This is a genomic window from Sinorhizobium alkalisoli, assembly GCF_008932245.1.
GTDB classification, from domain to species: domain Bacteria; phylum Pseudomonadota; class Alphaproteobacteria; order Rhizobiales; family Rhizobiaceae; genus Sinorhizobium; species Sinorhizobium alkalisoli.
In genome coordinates this window covers 626684-647431 of sequence record NZ_CP034910.1, presented here as the reverse complement: position 1 = coordinate 647431, position 20748 = coordinate 626684, and the positions used below count along the sequence as shown (strand labels likewise).

At 60.6% G+C, this 20748-nt stretch carries 18 protein-coding genes and 2 pseudogenes; 12 read left to right on the top strand and 8 right to left on the bottom strand.

From position 1 onward, the window contains the following. Positions 1-29 precede the first annotated feature (29 nt). The 5 genes from EKH55_RS20680 to EKH55_RS20660 all read left to right on the top strand — a co-directional run bounded on the left by EKH55_RS20680 (position 30) and on the right by EKH55_RS20660 (position 5398). Positions 30-1088 (top strand): homoserine dehydrogenase, encoded by a 1059-nt coding sequence (locus EKH55_RS20680; RefSeq protein ID WP_192803853.1) that lies wholly within the window; start codon positions 30-32, stop codon positions 1086-1088. Next, positions 1088-2503 carry an aldehyde dehydrogenase family protein gene (locus EKH55_RS20675; protein ID WP_151612908.1) on the top strand — a complete coding sequence of 472 codons (1416 nt, stop codon included), beginning with the start codon at positions 1088-1090 and terminating at the stop codon, positions 2501-2503. The genes EKH55_RS20680 and EKH55_RS20675 overlap by 1 nt, the downstream gene beginning before the upstream one ends. A gap of 48 nt (positions 2504-2551) precedes the next feature. Then, positions 2552-3337, top strand: coding sequence for a phosphotransferase (locus tag EKH55_RS20670; RefSeq protein ID WP_151612906.1), 786 nt, complete (start codon positions 2552-2554; stop codon positions 3335-3337). A gap of 18 nt (positions 3338-3355) precedes the next feature. Continuing rightward, positions 3356-3799: an Lrp/AsnC family transcriptional regulator gene (locus tag EKH55_RS20665; protein WP_151612904.1), complete on the top strand. Its 444-nt coding sequence runs from the start codon at positions 3356-3358 to the stop codon at positions 3797-3799. 171 nt (positions 3800-3970) lie between these two features. Beyond that, a complete protein-coding gene (locus EKH55_RS20660) occupies positions 3971-5398 on the top strand; it encodes an aldehyde dehydrogenase family protein (protein WP_151613899.1) in 1428 nt (475 codons plus the stop codon). Here the strand turns inward: EKH55_RS20660 and EKH55_RS20655 are convergent. After that, positions 5382-6323 (bottom strand): LysR family transcriptional regulator, encoded by a 942-nt coding sequence (locus EKH55_RS20655; protein ID WP_151612903.1) that lies wholly within the window; start codon positions 6321-6323, stop codon positions 5382-5384. The two genes, EKH55_RS20660 and EKH55_RS20655, sit on opposite strands and share 17 nt — an antisense overlap. Before the next feature lie 92 nt (positions 6324-6415). Between EKH55_RS20655 and EKH55_RS20650 the strand changes: the two genes are divergently transcribed. The 5 genes from EKH55_RS20650 (at position 6416) to EKH55_RS20630 (ending at position 11020) form a co-directional block, all read left to right on the top strand. Next, a complete protein-coding gene (locus tag EKH55_RS20650; RefSeq protein ID WP_151612901.1) occupies positions 6416-7594 on the top strand; it encodes a DSD1 family PLP-dependent enzyme in 1179 nt (392 codons plus the stop codon). Then, positions 7594-8019 carry a RidA family protein gene (locus EKH55_RS20645; RefSeq protein WP_151612900.1) on the top strand — a complete coding sequence of 142 codons (426 nt, stop codon included), beginning with the start codon at positions 7594-7596 and terminating at the stop codon, positions 8017-8019. Before EKH55_RS20650 ends, EKH55_RS20645 begins: the two co-directional genes overlap by 1 nt. Before the next feature lie 29 nt (positions 8020-8048). After that, a complete protein-coding gene (locus tag EKH55_RS20640; RefSeq protein WP_151612898.1) occupies positions 8049-9371 on the top strand; it encodes an NAD(P)/FAD-dependent oxidoreductase in 1323 nt (440 codons plus the stop codon). 213 nt (positions 9372-9584) lie between these two features. Then, positions 9585-9938 (top strand): cupin domain-containing protein, encoded by a 354-nt coding sequence (locus tag EKH55_RS20635; RefSeq protein WP_151612896.1) that lies wholly within the window; start codon positions 9585-9587, stop codon positions 9936-9938. Between the two features lie 242 nt (positions 9939-10180). Then, the gene (locus EKH55_RS20630; RefSeq protein WP_192803852.1) at positions 10181-11020 is read left to right on the top strand and encodes a GNAT family N-acetyltransferase; all 840 of its coding nucleotides are present in this window, start codon (positions 10181-10183) and stop codon (positions 11018-11020) included. Between the two features lie 193 nt (positions 11021-11213). On the opposite strand, the pseudogene EKH55_RS20625 reads toward EKH55_RS20630, so the two are convergent. From EKH55_RS20625 to EKH55_RS20610, 4 genes and pseudogenes are all read right to left on the bottom strand, one after another. Next, a pseudogene (locus EKH55_RS20625) lies at positions 11214-11584 on the bottom strand (cupin domain-containing protein). 73 nt (positions 11585-11657) lie between these two features. Continuing rightward, positions 11658-12647 carry a threonine dehydratase gene (locus EKH55_RS20620; RefSeq protein ID WP_151612893.1) on the bottom strand — a complete coding sequence of 330 codons (990 nt, stop codon included), beginning with the start codon at positions 12645-12647 and terminating at the stop codon, positions 11658-11660. Between the two features lie 646 nt (positions 12648-13293). Next, positions 13294-13647 (bottom strand): cupin domain-containing protein, encoded by a 354-nt coding sequence (locus EKH55_RS20615; RefSeq protein ID WP_151612891.1) that lies wholly within the window; start codon positions 13645-13647, stop codon positions 13294-13296. Between the two features lie 126 nt (positions 13648-13773). Further along, positions 13774-15270, bottom strand: coding sequence for an NAD-dependent succinate-semialdehyde dehydrogenase (locus EKH55_RS20610; RefSeq protein WP_151612889.1), 1497 nt, complete (start codon positions 15268-15270; stop codon positions 13774-13776). Positions 15271-15694: 424 nt separating this feature from the next. Between EKH55_RS20610 and ltaE the strand changes: the two genes are divergently transcribed. Together ltaE and EKH55_RS20595 are read left to right on the top strand one after the other, a co-directional pair. Next, positions 15695-16654, top strand: a complete 960-nt coding sequence (gene ltaE, locus EKH55_RS20605; protein ID WP_246231964.1) for a low-specificity L-threonine aldolase — start codon at positions 15695-15697, stop codon at positions 16652-16654. Between the two features lie 169 nt (positions 16655-16823). After that, positions 16824-17257 (top strand): annotated as a pseudogene (locus EKH55_RS20595) (Lrp/AsnC family transcriptional regulator). A 129-nt stretch (positions 17258-17386) separates the two neighbouring features. On the opposite strand, the gene EKH55_RS20590 reads toward EKH55_RS20595, so the two are convergent. The 3 genes from EKH55_RS20590 to EKH55_RS20580 form a co-directional block, all read right to left on the bottom strand. Further along, positions 17387-17863 (bottom strand): Lrp/AsnC family transcriptional regulator, encoded by a 477-nt coding sequence (locus EKH55_RS20590; RefSeq protein ID WP_151612885.1) that lies wholly within the window; start codon positions 17861-17863, stop codon positions 17387-17389. Positions 17864-17975: 112 nt separating this feature from the next. Then, a complete protein-coding gene (locus tag EKH55_RS20585; RefSeq protein WP_151612884.1) occupies positions 17976-19310 on the bottom strand; it encodes an NAD(P)/FAD-dependent oxidoreductase in 1335 nt (444 codons plus the stop codon). An 84-nt stretch (positions 19311-19394) separates the two neighbouring features. Continuing rightward, positions 19395-20705 carry an NAD(P)/FAD-dependent oxidoreductase gene (locus EKH55_RS20580; RefSeq protein WP_151612882.1) on the bottom strand — a complete coding sequence of 437 codons (1311 nt, stop codon included), beginning with the start codon at positions 20703-20705 and terminating at the stop codon, positions 19395-19397. Positions 20706-20748 lie beyond the last annotated feature (43 nt).

Below are 20748 nucleotides of genomic sequence, written 5' to 3'. Positions count from 1 at the left end.
GGAACACAATGCTTCACCGGAGGATCCAAATGCCAATCTACAACATTGCTCTTATCGGGTTTGGTGGCGTCAATCGCGCTTTGGCCGAACTCATTGCGACGAAGAATCCGCTCTGGGAACGCGACCTCGGCTTCCGCCTGAACATTGTTGCTGTCAGCGACCTTTATCTCGGTTCCGTTATTTCGCCAAACGGCCTCGACGCTAAGACCCTCGTTGAAGCGAAGTTCGCGAAAGGCGGCTTTGGCCAGCTCTCCGGCGGCAGTGCGGAAGCCGACAACGAAACAATCATCAAGACGGCGCCTGCTGACATCATCGTGGAAGCAACATTTACAAACCCGAAGGACGGCGAGCCGGCTGTTTCGCACTGCCGCTGGGCCCTGCAGTCCGGCAAGCATGTCGTCACCACGAACAAAGGGCCGGTCGCGATCGCTGCCCAAGAACTGAAGGCCATTGCAAAGGCGAACGGCGTTCATTTCGAATACGAGGGCTCCGTCATGAGTGGCACCCCTGTCATCCGCATGGCGGAAAAGACGCTTGCCGGCGCAGAGGTGAAGGGTTTCGAGGGGATCTTGAACGGTACTTCGAACTTTGTCCTCGGCCGTATGGAAGCTGGTCTTGACTTCGCCACAGCGGTCAAGGAAGCCCAGATCCTCGGCTATGCGGAAGCCGATCCGACCGCTGATGTCGAAGGCTTTGACGTTCGCCTTAAAGTGGTGATCCTGGCAAACGAGCTGCTGGGGGCAAGCCTCAAGCCCGAAGAGGTCACGTGCAAGGGGATTTCCGGGCTGTCTCCTTCCGATATCCAAACCGCGGCAGCAACAAATAACCGTTGGAAGCTGATCGGATCGGCGGTTCGGAATGCGGACGGGACGGTAACTGGCAGTGTTTCTCCGAAGCAACTTCCCTTCGATCATCCACTCGCTGGTGTAAACGGCGCGACCAATGCCGTATCGCTTAACACCGAACTACTCGGCTCTGTTACCATCACCGGCCCCGGCGCCGGCCGGATTGAGACCGCTTATGCGCTGCTGTCCGATATTGTCGCCATCCACAACGCCCAGGCCACTGCTAAGAGGGAGGCCGCCTGATGCAGAGCCTCGCCATCAGCAAGAAGACATCCGTGGACGAGATCATTATCAGCAATCCCTTCGACGGCAGCTTTGTCGGGACAGTCGCTGTGACCAGTGCCGACAGTGTGAACCTGCTGCTTCAGCGCGCCAATCGTGGTGCGCAGATCGCACGTTCCCTACCCCGTCATAGACGCTCCGCAATTCTCGAAAAGGCGGCAGCGATTGTTGAAGCCCACAAAGAGGATTTTGCACTCCTTGTCGTAGGGGAAGCGGGGAAAACAATCACGCAAGCCCGCAAGGAAGCTACAAGATGTGTCAATACTTTGAAGCTCTCGGCGGACGAAGCCAAGCGGAATGCTGGCGAGGTGATCCCCTTCGATTCCTATGCGGGCTCAGAATCCCGTCAAGGCTGGTACACACGGGAGCCGCTCGGCATCATCACTGCGATCACGCCTTACAATGACCCGCTCAATCTCGTGGCCCACAAGCTCGGCCCCGCGATCGCCGGCGGCAATGCGATACTCCTGAAGCCCTCGGAGCTTACGCCTCTTTCGGCCATCAAGCTGGTTGAAGCGTTGATCGAAAGCGGCTTGCCCGAGGAAGTCATCACCGTAGCTATCGGCGGGGCGGACCTGGGCAAGGCGCTCGTTTCGGCCAAGGACGTTCGGATGATCTCCTTCACAGGGGGTTTTACGACCGGCGAGGCCATCGCGAAGAGTGCCGGCATCAAGAAGCTCGCGATGGACCTCGGCGGAAATGCACCGGTTATCGTCATGGAAAACAGCGATCTTGACGCCGCGGTCGAAGGGTGCGTGTCGGGTGCATACTGGGCGGCGGGCCAAAACTGCATCGGCACGCAGCGGATTCTGCTCCAACGACCGATCTATGAACGGTTCAAGGCCGAGTTCGTGGCTCAGACCGCCAAGCTCAAGACCGGCAACCCGTTGGAAGCAGATACTGACGTGGGGCCGATGATTTCCGAAAAGGCGGTCGGTCGAGCTGCTGCCATGGTCGAGCGCGCAATCGCCGCTGGCGCCACTCTCCTTTGCGGGCATAGGCCATCCGGCACTCTCTACCCCCCAACAGTGCTGGAGAACGTGCCAGCAACGTGCGACCTGTGGAATGAGGAGGTCTTTGCGCCGATTGTCATCCTGCAGCCGTTCGATGGACTGGATGAGGCAATCCAGCTGGCGAACAGCCCGGAATACAGCCTCCACGCTGGTATTTTCACCAACGATCTGGAGGAGGCCCTTGATGCCGCCAATCAAATCGACGCCGGCGGTATCATGATCAATGACTCGTCCGACTATCGGTTCGACGCAATGCCCTTTGGCGGATTCAAATTCGGCAGCATGGGACGTGAAGGCGTTCGGTTTGCCTACGAAGACATGACACAGCCGAAGGTCGTCTGCATCAATCGGCTGAAGCGGTGACGGGCGCCGCTTCCTCCATCTCACTCCATCTCTCACAAGGGTAGGGAAATGGCTGTTTTTACCGAGCTTTCTGACGAAGATCGCCAATCGATCACTGCAGTTTATGGTTTTACGTCGCTTTCGTCAGTGATTGGGATCGCTGACGGCGACAGCGAGACGACCTACCTGTTTCGCGCCAAGGAAGGGGAATTCATCGTTACGCTTTTCGAGAGCGGAGCCCAGCCATTAGATCTGGAAAGAGCCTTCGAAACCATGGAGGAGCTCTATCGAAAGGGCGTACCCTGCCCCAAGCCGCTGCGCACCGTCGAGGGCCACGCCACGTGCCGGGCCGCGGGTCGATTGGTTGCCGTCGTCAGCTTCGTACCGGGCTCCTCATCCACCATTGCAGGCGCGGCAAAATGCCGAAGCCTGGGCCGTGTGATGGCTCAAATCCATGCGGTCTTGGAACGAAAGGTAAGACGCACAGCATCGGATCTTCCAACCGGGGCAGTTCATGGCGCGCTGGCCCAAGAGAATGTCTTTTTTCTTGGAGAGGAAGTAAGCGGCGTCATCAACTTCAGGCTTCGGCACGATGATGTGCTGGTCTCGGAGGTTGCCGATGTGCTTGTCGGTTGGGCGGGGGAAACCAACGGAGAACTGAACGAGGAGCGGGCACGCGCGCTACTGCAGGGTTATGAAGAGATTCGAAGCCTGAGCGGCGCGGAAAAGGAAGCTTTGCCGGGCCTCATAATGGCTTCGACATCGAGGCGATTTGCCAGTCAGAAGGAAAGAACCTTCCTACCGGAAGTCGCCGTGGTAGCTTATCGGTCGGTAACGCCCGACATTCTAGGCTAAACGACCGGCACCGACCCCATGAAATATCTTCTCGATCGAACTGACGAACAGATCATCGTCGAATTGAAGGCAAACGCCCGCATCTCGCATGCGGAGTTGTCGGCGAAAGTGAATCTCTCGCGTAACGCCGTGCGAGTACGGATCGAACGACTGGAGCGAGAAGGCTTCATCAAAGGATATACGATCGTCACCGGCGATGGAGGGAGTAACCAACACGTGACGACCGCGCTGATCTTCGTCTATCGGAACGATCGCATGAGGGGTGGCGACGTTATTCAGGCGTTGCGGAGGATCCCGGAAGTCGTGGCTTGCGACGTCATGACTGGTGACTTCGATCTCCTCGTCAGGGTTGAGTCTCCCGAGGCTGACCGCATCCGGCAGATTTGGCAGCTGATAGCCGAGATGCCCGGGGTACGCGATACGCTGACCGCCTTTGCGCTCTCCTCTGTGATCCGAAAATAGAGTGCCGCAAAGCAAAGGCGCATCTACTTTTTGAGCTTGCCGTCGACTCTTTTGTTAACGCCCCTCTTAAGCCGACATTCAGGCGACATGAATTGTCGCCTTCAAGTGGAATGGGGCATGCTCCTGACATTGGCGCGCCCCGGCCGCATTGCACTGTCGAAAGGTTCAAACATGATAACCGAACGAGGAACCCAGTTCTATATTGGCGGGGAGTGGCAAGAACACGCGGACGCAACGAGTCTGCCCGTCGTTGATCCCGCCTCGGAACGGGTTATCGGGCATATTGCCGCCGGAGACGCAAACCACGTCGATCGCGCGGTTGCGGCAGCGCGCAAGGCCTTCCCCGCCTTCTCTCAATCATCTGTGTCCGAGAGGCTCGAGCTGCTCGGCAGGGTGCATGCGCTGCTGAACGAGAGAGCGGAACTCTTCGCCGAGACCCTCGTCATGGAGATGGGCGCGGCGATCAGCTTCGCGCGCGCCTCGCAGGTTTTTTTCGCTGCCGAGCACGTTCGCGTCCAGATGGAGGTCCTTCAGAACTATCCATTCCTGGCGATTAATGGGCACACCGCAACGGCCAAGGAGCCGATTGGCGTTTGTGCTTTGATCACGCCGTGGAACTGGCCGCTCTACCAGATCACCGCCAAGCTTGCCCCAGCGATCGCGGCGGGCTGCACCGTCGTCCTCAAACCCAGTGAGCTGTCACCCTACAGTGCCTTGCTTTTTGCCGAACTGATGCACGACGCGGGTACTCCGCCAGGCGTGTTCAACCTGGTCAACGGCACTGGAGATAGTGTCGGTGCAGCCCTCTCCAGCCATCCAGATGTCGACATGATCTCGATCACCGGCTCGACGCGGGCGGGGGTGCTCGTCGCGCAGGCGGCTGCCCCGACGGTCAAGCGGGTGGTCCAGGAACTTGGCGGCAAGTCACCCAACATACTGCTCGATGACGCCGATTTTACCGAGGCGGTGCCCAAGGGCGTGCTTGCCGGAATGCGCAATGTCGGCCAGTCATGCAGCGCCCCGACACGCATGATCGTACCCGCCCATCGGCTCGCCGAAGTCGAGGATCTGGCCAGCAAAACCGCGCACGCCATCCACGTCGGCGATCCACGCGATTCCGAGACCGCCATGGGTCCGATTGCCAATCGCGCCCAGTATGAGCGGGTGCAGGCCATGATCCGGGCCGGAATCGACGAAGGCGCGAAGCTCCTGTGCGGCGGACTGGGTCGCCCACCAGGCCTCGATCGAGGCTTCTTCACGCAGCCGACGATTTTTTCCGAGGTTCAGCCGGACATGCGCATCGCTCGCGAGGAGATTTTCGGGCCCGTGCTGGCGATCATGCCGTACCGGGACGAAGAAGAGGCAATCGCGATCGCAAACGACACCGATTATGGACTGGGAGCCCATGTCCAGTCCTCGGATCGGGAGCGGGCACGGAGGGTTGCCTCCCGGATCCGCGCCGGGCAGGTTCATATCAACTATCCGGCGTGGGACGGGGCGGCCGCATTCGGTGGCTATAAGCGCTCAGGCAACGGACGCGAATATGGCGTGCACGGGCTCGAAGAGTATCTCGAGACGAAGGCTATCCTGGGCTATTGACGAGACCCGGTTCCGGGCGCCCGGCTTGCCAGGGCGGCGGCTTCAGCGCCTGTCGAAGCATCGTCAGGAAGGCGGCAGTCCGGGCGCTTCGCCCGTGGCGCGAGCCGAGCATCGCGACAATGTCGGCCGGTGGGAGTTTCCAGTTGGGCAGCACCTGCCGCAGCCGTCCTTCAGCGAGATCTTCTGCCACGTTCCACTCGGAACGGATCATGATGCCCTGACCGGCAAGCGCCCACTCCCGGATGACGGCACCATCATTGCTCGACATGACTGGATTGACGCGCACCGTCGCAATCTCCTGCCGCGGCCCCTTGAACCGCCACAGCGTCACGTCCTCTTCGTTCTCGCGAACGGCTAGGCAACGATGTTGAGCAAGATCGGCAGGCGCTGAAATGGGCGGTGCCGAGTCGAGATACCTCGGACTTGCGCAGAGTATTCGAGGGTTGGGGGCCAATGTCGTAACGACCTGGTCCAGATGCCCCGGCGCCCCAATGTGAACAACGACATCATAGCTTTCGACGAGCAGCGCCGCCGGATGGTCGGACAGCTGCAGGGTAGCGGTCGCGCCGCCGTGCTCTCGTGCGAACGCTTCCACGACCGGCGCCACATGAAGCCGTCCAAATCCGTGTGGTGCGGCGACCCTGAGATGTCCGCGAACCGCACCCCTGCGATCAGCCAGGGCTTCGGCAAGCGAATCGATGGCCTCGCTGACGATAACGCTGTGCGAAGCGACCAACGAGCCCTCTTCCGTAAGCCGCAGCCGCCGTCCGGAGCGGTCAATCAGCCGCACCCCGACTTTCTCCTCCAGGGCGCGCAGGCGCTGTGTCACCGCCGGTGGCGTAACGTTCAGCTTTCTCGCGCTCTCGGCCAGAGATTTCGAGCCTGTCAGCACTGAAAAGAAGGCAAGATCGTCGGACGTCAACATTAATCGGAACCTGAAGCGATCATTCACATGTCATTAATTGTCATCTTCATGGTTTGATCGCAAGGTGAAATCCAGAATTGGAGATCAGATTCATGGCTCTAGCCACGACCGACCCCACCTCCCGGCTGGCCGCCTCGACCCGCCTTGAGGACTTGGAAACACCCTGTTTGATCCTGGACGCCGACCGAATGGACCGGAATGTTCAGCGGCTCAGGAGCCGCCTTGACGCCCTGGGCGTGTCACTCCGGCCGCATCTGAAGACCGCCAAGTCGATCGAAGTGGCGCGGCGGGTAATGAACTCGCCGGCGGGCCCGGCGACCGTCTCTACCCTGAAGGAAGCTGAACAGTTCGCGGCGGCAGGCGTCCGGGACATGATCTATGCGGTCGGCATCACCCCAGCGAAGCTCGAGCGTGTCGCGGAGCTGCGGGCGAACGGCGTCGATCTCGTAGTCACTCTGGATGCTGTTCAGCAGGCACAAGCGGTGGCCGAGGCGTCTCGGCGGACCGGGACGCGCATCCCGGCCATGATCGAGATCGATTGCGACGGCCACCGCTCCGGTGTGCGACCCACTGATCACGCGCAGCTGGTGGAAATCGGGCAGGCGTTGACGGCAGGTGCCGAGCTGCGTGGCGTGCTCACCCATGCCGGCGACAGCTATAAGGGCGGAGGCGTCGAGGCGCTGCGGCTCTACGCGGAAACCGAACGATTGGCCGTCGTGGAGGCCGCGCGCATTTTGCGGAACGCGGGGCTGCCGTGCCCGGTCGTCAGCGTCGGCTCGACACCGACGGCCCATCACGCGACGGATCTCGCGGGAGTGACGGAAGTCCGCGCGGGCGTGTTCGTCTTCTTCGACCTGGTGATGGCTGGGCTTGGTGTTTGCCAAATCGACGATATCGCGCTCAGCGTGCTCGCAACCGTCATCGGACACCAGCGCGAGAAAGGCTGGATCATAACCGATGGCGGATGGATGTCGCTGTCGCGGGACCGCGGCACTGGCAAGCAGGCCGTCGACCAGGGCTATGGTCTGGTCTGTGACGTGGATGGCACGCCTTATCATGACATCATCGTTGCCGACGCGAACCAGGAACATGGAATCATAGCGGTGCGCCCCGGATCGAATGCACGGCTCCCGGATCTTGCGGTCGGAGACCGGGTGCGGATCCTGCCGAATCACGCCTGTGCGACCGCCGCGCAGCACGAAACCTATCACGTGGTCCGCGGCCGCTCGCATGCTGTCGAGGCCCGTTGGACCCGCTTTGGAGGCTGGTGATGTCCAAGTCCATGACTGTGAATACCGGTCGAGTACCAAGCCCGGCGGGCCACTACTCACAAGCGAAGCTCGTCGGTCAGCACCTCTACATTTCGGGCCAGCTGCCGATCCGACCCGGTGGAGAAGCCCTGCCGGATGACAGCTTCGAGACCCAGGCGGTGCAGGCCCTCGACAACCTGCTGGCGATCCTGGAAGCCGCAGGCGGAACCTCGGCCGATCTCGTCAGGGTGACCGCCTACATCGTCGGCGTGGCCAATTGGCCCCGCTTCAACCAGGTTTATGGGGCGCGACTAGGGGATTCCCGCCCGGCTCGCACCGTCGTTCCGGTGCCGGAACTTCACTATGGCTATCTCGTCGAAGTCGATGCGATAGCCGTCATTGCCTCGGATGCTCCTGCCGGAGGGGCAGGAAACAGTGCCGTATAGATCGGCCGCCAAAGTTCAGGTCAGCCCCCATGTCTCCAATCGTCAAACGCATACAGAACGATCAAGAGCTTCCCGCCCAGGCGGATGTCGTCGTCATCGGCGGCGGCATCGTCGGTGCAACGGCAGCTTTCTTTCTCGCAGAGCGGGGACTGTCCGTCGCTCTGGTCGAAAAAGGCCATGTCGGCTGCGAGCAGTCGAGCCGCAACTTTGGTTGGTGCCGGCGGCAGATGCGGGATGCGCGCGAGTTGCCGCTCTCAGGCATCGCGTTGCAAGCTTGGGATGAGTTCGCGGCGAAGATCGGTGACGACGTCGGCTTCCGCCGATGCGGTCTGCTTTACGCCACGGACAATCCGAAGCAGCTGGCGGAATGGGAAGCATGGCGTGAGACGGCCCGCCCGTTCAACGTCAATACGAAGATGCTGAGCGCCAGGGAAGCGGCTGCCGCAATTCCCGCGAAAGGCCGCCAATGGCTTGGGGGGGTCCATTCGATCAATGACGGCAAGGCCGAGCCCGCCATCGCCGCGCCGACGATCGCGAACGGCGCTCGCAAATTTGGGGCGACGATCCACCAGGAATGCGCGGCGCGAGGCCTCGATATGGTCAATGGAGCGGTGGCGGGGGTTATCACGGAAAAGGGGACCATCCGGACGCAAGCCGTTCTTTGCGCCGGCGGTGCCTGGACGTCGATGTTTTGTCACCAGTACGGAGTCCTGTTCCCGCAGGCGAGCGTGCGCCAGACGGCGCTGCGTACCCGACCCACAACGGACCTGGGTGAGGCGATCTATACGCCGGAGTGCGCGTTGACCCGCCGGTTGGATGGCAGCTACACGCTTGCGATCAGCGGCAGGGCTACATTGGATATCACCCCACAAGGCCTTCGCTACGCCCGCTCGTTCATGCCGATGTTCATGAAGCGTCTGAAGGCGGTGCAAATAGGCATCAACGGGTCCTTCTTTCGTGGTCCGGAGGCATTCGCTAGCTGGAATAGCGACACGACCTCGCCGTTCGAGCGGATGCGCGTTCTTGACCCGGCGCCGAGCCGCCGCACGATCGCGGCTATTCTGAAAGGTGTCACAAAGCAGTTCCCTGCACTGACGGGCATCGAAGTCGCCGACAGTTGGGGAGGCTATGTGGATTGTACGCCGGACGCGGTACCGGTCATCTCGCCGGCCGATGGTGTGAAAGGCCTTTACCTTGCCGCGGGCGGTTCCGGCCACGGCTTCGGGCTCGGGCCGGGCATCGGCCGCCTGGCAGCCGACCTGGTTGCCAATGATGCACCCTGTGTCGACCCCACGCCCTTCCGGCTGTCGCGCTTCTTTGACGGCTCCAGAATAAAGGTGGGCGGAATTTGATGGTGTAGATGAAGCGCGTGTAAGGTCGGCGCAACAGATTTCGCCTGGGCGAGGAGCCCCGATGCGTCACCTGTTCCCCGCGACGCGGGCCAATTCGAATATTGCCAGTGGGGGAGCATGCTGTCTCGTCGAAGTCGATCAATAGCCATCATGCATTCGTTTCTAACGACGACGCGGATCTCACTTTCACTCAGGTAAAAAACGGAGAACTAGATGTCACTACTGAAAACCATCGACCCGAACCCATCGTTTGAACCGAAGCATAGGACTGCCGAGCCGGATCGCCTGATCGCCGGCAGCCCCGCGTTCAAGACCTGGTTGCAGGACACCGCCAAGGAGGGCAGAGTCAATACCGGCGTTTACGAGGCGACGCCCGGTGAGACGCACTCCATCAAGGGCGAAACGTTTGAATTTTGCCACCTCGTCCATGGTGTGATCGAGTTGACCGAGAAGGGTAAGGAGCCGGTCATCTATCGCGCGGGCGACAGCTTCGTGATGAAGCCCGGCTATGTCGGGGTTTGGAAGACAATTGAGACGGCGCGGAAAATCTTCGTCACGGTCACCTGATCCTTTGAGCGAGGGGCAGACACGGCCCTTCGATCGGCTCAATCCCGAAATTGGATGGGCGGTTTATCCGCCCATGCCGTCTTGCAAACCCGGCTCGCGCGCGCAGCCAAAACCTCTTCAGGGGCTCGTGCATCGCTGTCGTCGCGGGATACAGCCTGAAACTTCAATACTTCACCCGGTATCGCGACAACCGCCGCCGCTGTTCCGAGGTGAGCTTAGAGACCAACGAAATGGATCACCCCATGCAAACGGAAACGGTTACTCTCGCGCCTTTCGAGGCTCACCATCTGGATGGTGCTCTGGCGCTGTCGCGTGCAGCGGGCTGGGCGCACAGGAGAGAAGACTGGGAAATGATATGGTCGATAAGCGAGGGACGCGTTGCCCTCGCGGATGACCGTGTGGTGGGCACGGCTCTCATGACTCCCTTCGGCAACACCTGTTCAGCGATCAACATGATTATTGTCGACGAAAACCAGCGCGGCCGGGGACTTGGAAGAAAATTGACCAGCGCCGTGATCGAACTCGCCGGGGATCGGGAATGCCGTTTGACGGCAACGAGCGACGGCTTACCACTTTATGAAAAGCTGGGCTTCGTTGCGACTCACCAAATCTTCCGCCACCAGGGTGTTGTTGGTCAGGTCGATACACCGGAAAATGTCGGGTGGATAAGGCCCGGCGACGCCATGCCGGCAATCAAAGCGCTCGACCATGCGGCTTTCGGCGCCGACCGCGGCGCCCTCTACGATACGCTGGCGAAGGAGGGTCCGTTTGCCGTTATCCGGAACGGTGACAACATCGCCGCCTTCGCGGCCACGCGATCTTTCGGGGTAGGCGAAGTCGTCGGGCCGGTCGCGGCAGAAAACGCCGACCAGGCGAGGGATTTGATTGCCTTTATCCTCTCCGGGAAGGAAGGTCGTTTCGTGCGCATCGACATCCCTGAACAGAGCGGCCTTTCGTCGTTGCTCGAAGGCTGGGGGCTGCCTCACGAGGGCGGAGTTGTTGCGATGACTCGGGGTGCTATAAGCGAGTCGCAATCGCCGGAGGTTCAAACTTTCGTCCTGGCCAGCCAGGCTCTCGGCTGACTGAATATCTCCAGGGGAAACTGCTGGAAGCACGAGCTGGGTTTAGCGGATGCTTGGGCGAACAATCCGCCCCGGCATTTTGGGCATTGCCGACGGCCAGACCTCCCCTGTCAGGTCGCTCCGTCGTCGCCTCAAAAATAGGAGGTAGGGTGCGTCGGACAGGGCTTCTTGGATGCAACGATAAGAGACCGTGTTAGAATTTCCACACCGTCTTGATCGTTTTCCGGACCCCGACATAGCCGGGTTGCATCACAAAGCTGTCGCCTGCGCGATGAATGACCGGTTCCTTACCCTTCTCTGTCAGTTCGACCACGCCCTGCAGGATATGGCAGAATTCAAAAGTCTCGTCCTTGATGGAGTGCGTCTCGCCGGGAGTGGCCTCCCAGACGCCGGTGTTCACCGTGCCCTCTTTGTCGCTGTCCTGCGCCCAGGTCTTGAAGGCGGATGCACCCGCGATCCGGCGCGGGGGTCGCGTGCTTCGTGCTTCGGTTAAAACGATGGATTCGGGTCGATGGTTTTAGTTCTCCTTCCTTGCCTGAGTAAATGCGATAGAAACGGATGTATGACGGCTATCGCATCGACTTCGACGAGATAGCCATAGTGAAAACTCTGCCTGAAGCTCTCGTGCCGCCGACTGTCACTTGCTTGCCGTCGCCACCGGTGGTGTCTCCCCACCCAGTACTTTCTGGAAGATCTCGGCGTCCACATTTGCGCCGCTGAGGATTAGTCCGACCTTTTTGCCGCGCATGGCAGCGCCGTCCTGGAGGAGCGCAGCGAGCGGCGCGGCGCCGGCACCCTCGGCGACGTTGTGGGTGGCGCGGTAGATGAGGCGCATCGCTTCGGCGACCTCCTCGTCGCTGACGGCGACGATCCGCGAGGCGCCCTTCGAGTAGATTGCGAAAGCGTCTTCGACGGGAATGCGCACGGCCATGCCGTCGGCGAACGTCAGCGCCGTTTCGGTTTCGATCAGCCGTCCGGCCTCGAAGGAGAGCTTCGCCGCAGGCGCGTGCGCCGAAACGACGCCGATCACTTCCGTCTTCAGGCCCAGGGCCTCGCGCGCGGCGATGACGCCGCAAATCCCCGAACCGCAGCCGATCGGCACATAGACGGCGTCGAGATCGGGCACCGCGGTAAAGAGTTCCAAGCCGTAGGTCGCGACACCCCGGACGATCTCCTCATGAAAGGGCGGTACAAGGAAGAGACCGGTTTCGGCGGCAAGGCGCCGGGCTTCGGCACGGGCCTCGTCAAAGTCGCGGCCGTACTCGATAACCTCGCCGCCGAAGCTCCGCATGCCTGCGTTCTTCTCGACGGAATTGCCGTGCGGGACCACGATCTTGGCGGCAAGACCGGCTGCCCGCGCGGCACGGGCCTGGCTCTGGCCATGATTGCCGCGCGTTGCCGTGACGATCCCTCTGGTCGGACGACCGCTGCGGCGGAGCCACTCCATGAAGGTGATCCCGCCGCGGACCTTGAAAGCGCCGGCCGGCGTATGGTTCTCGTGCTTGATCCAGACCACGGACCCTGCCTTTTCCGAAATCTGCGGCCACGCATATTGCGGAGTGGGTGACATATGTCGATAGACGAGTGTGGCGGCTTCCTCGAGGTCCTTGCGTGCGAACAGATGCATGCCTTGCTTCCATGTTTCTTCGACGCGTAACCGGCGTCGTTTATCAGTCCAATAACGTGGTGAAGGTCTCTGCCACCTACGGCATCTCCACCGTGATCCGCCCAGGCGTCTACTCTTGCCTGGGTTTGCATCAGCTTCTCAGGTTCGGGCCCGTCGGAACTGCTTGAGCGCTTTCCATTGCGGCTCACCACACCCCACTGAAATATCGGCCCTTCTTCAGGTATATATAGGATGCGCCCTGCCTTGGCAGGCTTGGTCTGCACGCTCTGCTGCTGACAAGCTTTGCATACCGGTTCATATCCGAGTTAGCGCCCGCGTCGCTGGCGAACGGGTGACGATGCGGGCTCCTCGCTCAGGCGATCAAGTCGAAATCTGACGCACGGACCTCACACGCGCGTCATCTTATCCGACACGATCAAATTTCGCCCACCTTGATTCTGGAGCCGTCAAAGAAGCGCGACGGCTGACTGCATCTCTCCAGGGGATACTGCTGGAAGCACGAGCTGGGTTTAGCGGATGCTTGGACGAACAATCCGCCCAAGCATTTTGGCCTTGCCGACCCGGCAGACCTCCCCTGCCAGGTCCCCCCGTCGCCGCCGTAAAAATCGGAAATAATGTGGTCGGAACGGTCTCTTTGGTGCAACGATTAAGTGACCGTGACGTAGATCTTCCGTACCGTCTCGATCGTTTTCCAGACCCCGACATAGCCGGGTTTCATCACGAAGCTGTCGCCTGCGCGATAAATGACCGGTTCCTTACCCTTCTCGGTCAACTCGACCACGCCCTGCAGGATATGGCAGAACTCAAAGGTTTCGCCCTTGATGGAGTGCGTCTCGCCGGGAGTGGCCTCCCAGATGCCGGTATTCACCTTGCCCTCTTTGTCGCTGTCCTGCGCCCAGGTTTTGAAGGCGGGTGCACCCGCGATAAGGCGATCCGGCGCGGGGGTCGCGTGCTTCGGCTCGAACGAAGGATTCGGGTCGATGGTTTTGAGTAGTGACATCTGATTCTCCAATTTTACCTGAGTGAAAGCAAATCCTCGCTGTGGTTAGGCGAGATGCACGCGAGCCGGCCCCGGCCTTGCTACGAGATTGTCGATAACGGTAGCAGCACGAAGCGGTCCGGGCGCCTACCAGCTTGCGGCGATGTATTTCGTTTCGAGATATTCGAGCATGCCGTGATGGCTTCCCTCGCGGCCGAGGCCGCTCTGCTTCGTGCCGCCGAATGGTGCGGCAGCGTCGGAGACTACGCCCCGGTTGATACCGACCATGCCACTTTCCAGCCGTCCGGCGACCGCAAGCGCACGTTTGAGGTCGCCGCTGAACACATAGGACACCAGCCCGTATTCGGTGTCGTTGGCGATCCGGACGACCTCGTCCTCAGTTTCGAAGGCGATGACTGGCGCCACCGGTCCGAAGATTTCCTCGCGGAGGATCTCGGCGTCGGGAGAAACGTCGGCCAGTACGGTGGGCTGATAGTAGAAGCCGTCGCCGTTCCACCGGCTGCCGCCGGTAACCAGTCGGGCTCCCTTCGCAACGGCGTCGTCCACCAGGCGTTCCACCTTGGCGACAGCGGCCTCGGTGATCAGTGGCCCAAGCTGCGTCTCCGCGGCCAGTCCTGGTCCGACCTTGAGTGCCGCCATCTCTTCCGCGAAGCGCCGCGTAAAGTCCGCCAGAATACCCTTCTGCACATAGAAGCGGTTCGCGGCCGTACATGCCTCGCCGCCATTGCGCATCTTGGCAACCATCGCGCCGGCGACGGCGGTCTCCAGATCGGCATCGTCGAATAAAATGAAAGGCGCATTGCCGCCGAGTTCCATGGAGCAACTGACGACCTGGTCCGCAGCCTCGCGGAGCAGTGTCCGGCCGACACCTGTCGAGCCGGTGAACGACAGCTTCCGTACCCGCTTGTCATGCAGCATGGCGCTGACCACGGGGGCGGCCTTCTTCGTTGTCACGATGTTGACCACGCCGGCCGGAACGCCTGCCTGGCGCATAATTTCGCCGATCGCCAGCGCCGTAAGCGGGGTCTCCGCTGCGGGCTTCAGGATGCACGTACAGCCCGCGGCCAATGCGGGAGCGATTTTTCGGGTCGCCATCGCTGCCGGAAAGTTCCAGGGCGTCACCAATACGGCGATACCAATCGGTTCATGGTTGACGATGATCTGATTGGCGCCTGAAGGTGCAGGTCCGAATTCGCCCGGTGCCCGTACAGCTTCTTCCGCATACCAGCGGAAAAACTCGGCCGCGTAGGCGACCTCCGACCTGGCGTCCGCGAGTGCCTTGCCGTTTTCCACGGTGATCAGTTGCGCGAGCCATTCCGCCTGTTCGAGCACGAGGTGAAAACACTTCATCAAAACGTCCGAACGACGCCGCGGCGGGGTTGCTTTCCAAGCCTCGGACGCTTTTTCCGCTGCGTCGACCGCAGATATTCCATCGGCGATGTCGCCATCGGAAACGGTGGCGATTACATCTCCGGTCGAGGGATCGACCACTTCAAAGGTGCGGTCTTCTTTTGCAGAAACCCAATCGCCGCCAATAAGCAGTTGTGTAGGAGCATCTCGAACTACGGCAGCCGAGGCGGGAGAGACAAGCGGGGTTGTTTTTTGCGCGGGAGTTGGCTTCACGTTCAGCACCTTCGCTACCAATCAGGTTTTTCACGCGATCAATATAAGATTGGTTTTGCAATTGGTGTCAATATAGATCAAATTGGTTGCGGCAATAATTTGCGACGCTCATGAACGCCCTACCCCCACGAAACACTAGGCCCGTCGACTAAAGCATGACCCGACCGGAATGCATGCGCCTCGCTATCAGTCCTCGGTAATAATAAACCGTCGCGCCAACCATCAATCGAGGAAATATTGATCGCCTTATCGGTGATACTGCATCACCAAAAGCCGTCAGCAAAATTCGATAGTCCGGCCGGGTCGTTTGGCTGTATCAGCAAGAAAGCCTCATCAATGGACCTGGACTATGCAAACCCCTGTCATCCGCCTTGATTTCCGTTCCGATACGGTCACTCGTCCGACCCTGGGGATGCGTGCGGCAATGGCTGCCGCCGAGGTGGGCGACGATGTCCTCGGCGACGACCCCACGGTCAAGGCGCTCGAGGCCCGACTTGCCGCAATGCTCGGCAAGGAAGCGGGACTGTTCGTGCCAACCGGCACAATGTCCAATCTCGCTGCGATAATGAGCCATTGCCAGCGCGGCGAGGAATTCCTCTGCGCAACCGGAGCTCATACCTATTTGTGGGAAGCCGGAGGCGCTGCGGTGCTGGGCTCGGTCCAGCCCCAGCCCTTGCCGGTGCGCGCCGACGGCACGATCCCCCTCGAGGACCTTCACGCCGCGGTGAAGGACGACGATCCGCATTTTGCGATCACGCGACTGGTGACCATCGAGAACACGTTCGCCGGACGTGTCCTGCCGCGCGATCATCTGGCCGAGGTTGCCGACTTTGCGCGGGAGCGGAAGCTCGCCACCCATCTCGATGGTGCGCGGCTGTTCAACGCGGCCGCGGCGCTTGGCGTTGACGTCGGGTGCCTGGCCGAAGGCTACGACAGCGTGTCGCTGTGCCTGTCGAAGGGACTCGGTGCGCCGCTCGGATCGGTGCTGGTCGGGGATTCCATCTTGATCGCGCGCGCCCGCCGGTGGCGCAAGATGCTCGGCGGAGGGATGCGGCAGGCAGGAATAATCGCAGCGGCGGGGCTGTACGCGCTCGACCATCATGTCGACCGGCTGGTCGAAGATCACGCCAATGCTCAGGTGCTCGCGCAGGCATTTGCGGGAATCGAGGGGTTGAAGGTGACTCCGCCGCAGTCCAACGTGGTCTTTGTCGAGCTCGCGCCCGATCTGGCGACCCGGCTGTCCGAGGCGCTACGTGAGCTCGGCATCGCGGCGAGCTTCTGGCCCGGTGGGCGAATGCGCTGGGTCACCCATCTCGATGTGAACCGCGCCGCTGTCGATGAGGCCATCGCGGCAGTGCGCGAGATCGCTGAGGGCTCGACGTGAGAGGCGTCATCGATCCGCAATTGATTGTCGGAATAACAATCGCCTCTGTCGCACCAAACAGCCCCTGCGCCGTCATGGCCCCTTGACTGCGCCGCGTCCGAAGGGGTGATGTTTGGTCGGACCGAAGGCGCGACGCAGTCCGAGGGACGCCGCAAGCTCGCCCGCAGGATTGTCGATTCCGCCCGCTGGTGTTTTGCAGACAAACAACCGGCACAGCTATGAGGAACTTGGTCAACATGTGGGGCTGTCGCCAACGGCCGTGTAGAGGCGTGTGAAACGCCTGAGGGAGCAGGGGTCATCGAGTCGGATGTCTCGATTGTGGAGCCGAAGATGATCGGTCGGCCGATCGCCATGCTGGTGCTTGTGTCCTTGGAGCGGGAACGCGCCGACACAGTGTACCGCTTCAAGCAATCCGTCCGCCAAACACCGGAGGTCATGAACGGCTATTATGTGACCGGCGAGTCGGACTTCGTTTGAGCGTAACGGCACGAAAGCATGGAAGACTACGAAATCTTCACGCGCAAGTTCTTCTATGAGAACCCGGATATCAGAGGATTTCAGACAATGGTGATAATGGACAGAGTGAAGACCGGCTTTGCATAGCCAATCGACCTTGCCGAATTTTAAGTTCTGTTTCGATCAGCGTAGACAGCTCTGCTGGCTCGGCACTGCGGCTGTTTCGCCTTCCGGACCTGCGCTAGCCTCTGAGCTGTTTAGCCCAGCCACGGCCCACTAAAGGTCGAACAGGCTCGCCAGCGGCATGTGGTACTTCGTTATCGGCGATTTAAGGACGACGAAGCTGAAGTATTTCTCGATTCCGACGTCCATTTCTACCAGCCGCTCCATCAGCGACTGGTATTCTCCTATGCTGTTCGCCACAAACTTGACGAGATAGTCGTAGTCGCCCGAGACGATGTGGCATTCGATAACCTGCTCTATATTCTGGATGGCTGACATGAAGCGGGCGATGTCGGCCTGGCGATGGTTCCTCAGGGTTATCTCTGCAAAGACGGTCAGAACCTGGCCGAGCTTTCCCATGTTGATCAGCGCAGAATAGCCGCCGATATAGCCTTCCGACTGCAGCTTCTTCACGCGCACGAGGCAAGGGGTGGCGGATAGGTTAACCAGCTCAGCGAGCTCGACATAAGTCATGCGTCCGTTCTTCTGGAGCTCGGAGAGGATCTTGATGTCAATTCTGTCCAGTTTCATGTGCAACCACCCGATTGTTGCCACGACCTTGCATGAGCGGTGGGAGTCTCGTCAGTGGGCGAGGCTCGGTGACAATAATCCATTGGGTTCCAAACGGCAGCCGATCTAACGGCTACATCATTTCCGGTCTTCGGATCGCCGAGCCATCGCTGAACCGGCTCAGCCTGTAAGGCGAGATGTCGGTCAGTGGCTCCTTATTCAAGACGATCTCGCTCACCAGCCGGCCAGCCCCCGGTCCGATCGCGAAACCGTGTCCGCTGAAGCCCGCTGCGATTACGTAGCCGGGAAGTTCCTCCACTCGCGAAATAACCGGCACTAGGTCCGGAGAGGTATCGATGAGCCCGCCCCAGGCACGCTCGACCCCGATCCCTTTAAGCGCAGGGTATTCGCTTTCAAGGTTCTTCACCGCGAGCTTGACGAGTTCGGCATCGGGCGCCGGATCCAGAATGCGGCTCTTCTCAAACGGCGAGATCTCGTCGTTCTCCCAGTTGCCGAAGGCATCGGGGCCATTCCAGAAGCTGCCGTTGAGGCGGTATTTGAGTTTCTTGCCGATCTTGCTGCGATACATCTCGTAGAACTTGAATGCATATCGCATTCCGCGCGGCGTGATATCGAGCGTACCGCGTCCGGGTACGGCAATGGTGTAGGAGCCGTCAATCCGACGCCGCAACACGAAGTTCGAAGCCGATAGGCACCCCGCTTGAACGATTTCGGGCGCCGGCGTTGTCTTGATCGCCGTCCCGGCGATGTTGGCGACCGGAAGTTCGATTCCATAGCGATGAGAAAAGCGGGAAGCCCATGCCCCGCCGGCGCAAACAACGGTGCTCGCTTTTACAATTCCCCGCTCCGTCCACACCCCGGTTACCCGGCCATTCGTAACGTCGAGACCGCGAACGGCGCAGTTCTGATGGAGCGATACGCCGTTTTCCTTGGCGGCCTCGGCGATGGCTGGCACGGCAAGGCTGGGCTCAGCCCTCCCGTCGGTCGGAGACCAGACGCCGCCGACCCACAAGGACGTGCCGCCCGAGGCCCGCTCGTTGGCCTCTGAAGCAGTGAGTATTTGGCTCTGAAATCCCTGAATGCGTGCGGCCTTCCCCCACTTCTCCCACCTGGCGATATCCGCCTCACTCCTGGTGCAGTAAAGAATCCCGCTTCGACGGAACCCGAGATCGCGGCCGATCTCGGTGCTCAATTCCTCCCAGCGTCGCAGACTGTACATGGCAAGGGCAAGCTCATGGAGATCGCGGTTCTGCTGACGAACCCATCCCCAGTTGCGGCTTGACTGTTCGCCGCCAACGATGCCCTTTTCGAGCAGAGCAACGGAGACCCCTTGGTGGGAGAGTTCATAGGCCGTGCATGTACCGACGATCCCTGCCCCGATGACGACGACATCCACCTGGGTTGGAAAAGAGGTACTGTTACGGACTTTCTGGACCTCGACCGACATGATCTATGTATTCCTCTGCAATCGTGTATGCGTTTCTCGAACAGCGCCCCCGTAGGAGCACTGGGGTCCTCAAACGGTTAAGCTCTATCGGCGGGCGCGGTATAGGGCGATGCGGTCCTGCATCCGATAGCCTTGGATGATGGCCGGCATGAACCAAGGATTGCCACGGTAAAGGGGGATGAACGCAGGCGGACGGAAGTCGAAAGCTGTGCGCGATTGCTCGGCATGTCCCAGCAGCTTGTGAGCCGCATGCATTCCGATCCAGGGCGCCCAGACTACCCCCGAACCGCAGAAACCCGTCGCATAGACCACGCCGTCATTCTCGAAGATGCGAGGCAGCATGTCGCGGTGCATCGCCACATTGCCAAACCAGCTGTGCGACAGGCGCACGTTCTCCAGCTCTGGGAAAAGATTGACCAGGCCCCGGCGCAGAAACAACTTCGGCGCGGCCGGATCGCCTGCGCGAGAACTGTCGCGACCGCCGAGCAGGATGCGCTTGCCGTCCGGTGTCGGGCGATAATAGAAACCCAGCTGCCGGCCCTCGATCATCATCATCCGTTTTGGCATCAGCCGCGCCATTACTTCAGGCGCAAGTTCCTCGGTGGTTATGATACGGCTGCGCACCGGGACCAGCCGGCGGCGCAGGAAGGGAACCGCACCGTCGGTATAGCCATTTGTGCAGACCAGGACCTGCCGCGCTTGAACCGTTCCGGCCGAAGTCACGACCCGGAACTCCGAGCCATCCCTCTCTACCGAAGTCACGCGCGTACCTGCATGGACGGTCAGTCCCGAAGCCAGCGCCACCCGCAGGAGCTCGGCGTGGAACTTGGCCGGGTGCAGCCCACCGATATCCATCCGCACCATGCCGCCGCGATAGAAATCCGTCCCAATGTAATTGCGTTGTTCGGAAAACGGCACCGCGTGGGCCTCGATCCCCAATCTCTTCGCCAGTACTTCGGCGCCACGGGCCGTCTTCTCGTAATCGTCATATCCGATTACGCCCTTGAATTGACCAACCAGCTGAAAGTCGCACGCGAGTCCTTCGGTCCGGATGAAGTCATAGAGGAATTCGCGGGCGATCTTGCCTTCGGCCTCGATGGCCAGCGCCTTCTCTTCGCCGAAGCGCCGGGCAATCGTGGCGAAGTCCGGCCGAATGCTTCCGCTGGTGATTCCGCCGTTGCGCGTCGAGGCCCCCTCGCCCGGCTTCATCGCATCGAAGGCTGCCACCGAACGGCCCTCGCGCGCCAGAACCAGGCCGGCCGATAGCCCCGCGTATCCGGCGCCGATGATCGCCACATCTAGCTTCTTGGCCAGCGGCTGCCGCGGCAGCGGTTTGACAGGTGCCTCTTCCCACCAGTACGGCGTGTTCTTGTCTGCAATTCTGAATGCTTCCATGAGCTTAACTTCTCATCGTTGCCGCCAAGGCTCTTCGGATTGC